Source organism: Pseudomonas sp. P5_B2, from assembly GCF_056400445.1.
Genome location: NZ_JBFULH010000775.1, coordinates 1 through 1,729, shown reverse-complemented (window position 1 = coordinate 1,729; position 1,729 = coordinate 1). Strand labels below are relative to the sequence as shown.

3 protein-coding genes are annotated in these 1,729 nt (G+C 52.3%); 2 read left to right on the top strand and 1 reads right to left on the bottom strand.

What is annotated here, in order from left to right; translation table 11 throughout:
• Positions 1-154: 154 nt before the first annotated feature.
• Positions 155-514, bottom strand: coding sequence for a hypothetical protein (locus AC1DRJ_RS26650; protein WP_477804782.1), 360 nt, complete (start codon positions 512-514; stop codon positions 155-157).
• A gap of 146 nt (positions 515-660) precedes the next feature.
• Between AC1DRJ_RS26650 and AC1DRJ_RS26645 the strand changes: the two genes are divergently transcribed.
• On the top strand, positions 661-888 hold the full coding sequence (locus tag AC1DRJ_RS26645) for a DUF3079 domain-containing protein (protein WP_477804781.1): 228 nt from the start codon (positions 661-663) through the stop codon (positions 886-888).
• Positions 889-1,141: 253 nt separating this feature from the next.
• On the top strand, positions 1,142-1,729 hold a 588-nt coding region (locus AC1DRJ_RS26640), incomplete at its 3' end, for a Rid family detoxifying hydrolase (protein ID WP_477804780.1).

Genomic DNA, 1,729 nt, shown 5'->3' with positions numbered 1-1,729 from the left:
AGGCGTGACTGTAAAGTAGCACGACGGTCTGGGAGTCGCTCATTACGGTGCCGACGCTGCGATGCCCGGTCAAAGCCATGAGCACTGACGAGCTGGAACCCGAGTACAGGAATCTCAACTGCGAACCATAATGAGGCCTGGCAAGTTTTAATCATCAAACCGACGGCTCATCGCGCTGGCGAAATCGTTGGGCGCGTTCGACGCTGTGGTTCATCTGTGCAGCAGCGTGAACGGTCAAGGGGTGCTGGGTAAAACCGGGTCTGGGAGAAATGTAATCGGCCATTTCCCGGGCAATGGCAAGCTGACGCTCCGAGCCTTCGGCCAGCAGCGCGATGACCAGGTTTTCCAGGGCAATGACCCGGACCCGCAGATGAACCAGTTCGGCGTTGGTCAGCTCGGGCGKGGCGGTAAACGCTTCACCATCAATGGAGGTTGCTGCGTCTTGATCGTCCCATGTCGACAAAGGTGGATGGATGGGAGTCTCAGCGTTTGGGTAAGGATTTTTATTGAGCATGAGCGACGTCTCCAAGGCTGTTCGGCGATTAGAAGCTTAGCCCCTGGAGGGCAATTACTCGATGTCGTTATCTTGATATCAATCAACGATGGCGTTGCACATAGGCTGTAGGGTGCAAGAACGCCTCTCAATGATCGGAGACCGGCATGGCCAAGAACTTCCCCGTCAACCCCAAACACCCCGAGAGGATCTGCTGGGGGTGCGACCGGTATTGTCCGGCCAAGTCGTTGGCTTGCGGCAATGGTTCTGAGCGTACGATGCATCCGGCCGAACTGTTTGGAGAGGATTGGTGTGTGCCTGGCGACTGGGACATCGAGATGTCGCCGCCGCAGCGTGCAGCCGATAATTCGCTTAAGCCGCTGATAAATGGGTAAAGGTCGGCGTTTTCAGACCAATACTCACTGAATTCAATGTGCGAGAAAAGCTGATCGGGAGCGATCGTGCAATGGCGTAGTAGGCAGAGACCACTACACTAGCACCTGCTCCATGAAGTACCCCCGGGCACCCAACCCATGCGTGGACTTGATGTCCGTCGCCCGGATAAACGGTGGCAACTGTCGATAGCGAAGTGGAATACGTGTTTGCCACGCAATCAGCGAAATCGCAGTAAAAAAAGGGAGTGTTATTATGAGTGGCTATAACGCAGTATTGGCACGGAATACCGAAAGTGCTCCAAAAAGCCTAGGCCCGTATTCACAGACTGTAGCGTTCTCTCATTATAATAATCTTTCAGCTCAATTGCCGATCGATCCAGCATCTGGAAAATTGGTAGCAGGCGGGGTGAAAGAGCAAGCTGGACAGTGCTTTGACAATATCAAGGCGATTGTTGAAAGTATTGATCATGTTATGAATGATGTTGTAAGGGTTACTATATTCCTTAAAAATATCTCAGACATTGACGCTGTCAGCGAAGTTTATACGACATTCTGTCCCAGTTATGTCCCTACACTAACGACAGTCGCGGTAGCCGCATTGCCTCTGGATGCTTTGGTGCAAGTTGAAGCGCTGATTTCAAATGGCGAGGGTACAATTCCAAATGCGCCACAGGCAGGCGATCTTGTAAAAGTGGTAGGAAGCACGGAAAACGCCCCCGTAAGCCCTCTGTCTGCGCAAGCCGTAGCTTTTTCTCATTACAACAACCTTTCCGCACAATTACCTATCGATCCAGGAACTGGGAAATTGGTTGCGGGTGGTGCAAAAGAGCAGGCTAATCAG

Excerpts from the sequence above, each read along its gene's own strand:
- AC1DRJ_RS26645 (WP_477804781.1), top strand. The coding sequence starts at position 661 with ATGGCCAAGAACTTCCCCGTCAACCCCAAACACCCCGAGAGGATCTGC.